Origin of the sequence: Fusobacterium varium, assembly GCA_021531615.1 — a bacterium.
GTDB classification, from domain to species: Bacteria; Fusobacteriota; Fusobacteriia; order Fusobacteriales; family Fusobacteriaceae; genus Fusobacterium_A; species Fusobacterium_A varium_C.
In genome coordinates, this window is the sequence record JADYUE010000080.1 from 1 (window position 1) to 1,547 (window position 1,547).

General features: G+C 50.3%; 1 rRNA gene. It reads right to left on the reverse strand.

From position 1 onward, the window contains the following. Positions 1-11: 11 nt before the first annotated feature. A 16S ribosomal RNA gene (locus tag I6E31_12400) occupies positions 12-1,519 on the reverse strand. Between the last annotated feature and the right edge of the window lie 28 nt (positions 1,520-1,547).

Sequence of the window (1,547 nt, forward strand, 5' to 3'; positions counted from 1 at the left end):
GATCTCCTTAGAAAGGAGGTGATCCATCCGCACGTTCCCGTACGGATACCTTGTTACGACTTCACCCCAATCGCTAATCACACCCTCGGAGCATCCCTCCTTGCGGTTAGGCCTGCTACTTCAGGTGCAACCAACTCTCGTGGTGTGACGGGCGGTGTGTACAAGACCCGAGAACGTATTCACCGCAACATAGCTGATTTGCGATTACTAGCGATTCCAACTTCATGTACTCGAGTTGCAGAGTACAATCCGAACTAAGAATAGTTTTATGAGATTAGCTTGCCCTCGCGGGTTAGCGACTCTCTGTACTACCCATTGTAGCACGTGTGTAGCCCAGCGTATAAGGGGCATGATGACTTGACGTCATCCCCACCTTCCTCCTGCTCATCGCAGGCAGTCTCGCATGAGTCCCCAACTTAATGATGGTAACATACGAAAGGGGTTGCGCTCGTTGCGGGACTTAACCCAACATCTCACGACACGAGCTGACGACAGCCATGCACCACCTGTCACCAAGTTCCTCCGAAGAGGCACGAAAACATCTCTGTTAACTTCTTGGGATGTCAAACGCTGGTAAGGTTCCTCGCGTTGCGTCGAATTAAACCACATGCTCCACCGCTTGTGCGGGTCCCCGTCAATTCCTTTGAGTTTCATACTTGCGTACGTACTCCCCAGGCGGATTACTTATCGCGTTAGCTTGGGCGCTGAGGTTCGACCCCCAACACCTAGTAATCATCGTTTACGGCGTGGACTACCAGGGTATCTAATCCTGTTTGCTACCCACGCTTTCGCGCTTTAGCGTCAGTATCTGTCCAGTAGGCTGGCTTCCCCATCGGCATTCCTACAAATATCTACGAATTTCACCTCTACACTTGTAGTTCCGCCTACCTCTCCAGTACTCTAGTTTGGCAGTTTCCAACGCAATACGGAGTTGAGCCCCGCATTTTCACATCAGACTTACCAAACCGCCTAGACGCGCTTTACGCCCAATAAATCCGGATAACGCTTGCGACATACGTATTACCGCGGCTGCTGGCACGTATTTAGCCGTCGCTTCTTCTGTTGGTACCGTCACTTTCTTCTTCCCAACTGAAAGCACTTTACATTCCGAAAAACTTCATCGTGCACACAGAATTGCTGGATCAGACTTTTGGTCCATTGTCCAATATTCCCCACTGCTGCCTCCCGTAGGAGTAAGGGCCGTGTCTCAGTCCCCTTGTGGCCGTTCACCCTCTCAGGCCGGCTACCCATCATCGTCTTGGTGAGCCGTTACCTCACCAACTAACTAATGGGACGCAAAGCTCTCTCGCAGCGCATATAGCTTTCATAATTAAATCATGCGATTCAATCATAATATCCGGTATTAGCGTCCGTTTCCAGACGTTGTCCCAGACTGCAAGGCAAGTTCTTTACGCGTTACTCACCCGTCCGCCACCATCACCCGAAGGATCAAGTAGACTTGCATGTGTTAAGCATTCTGTCAGCGTTCATCCTGAGCCAGGATCAAACTCTTCGTTCAATCTATTTTACTCAGTTGCATAACTGAT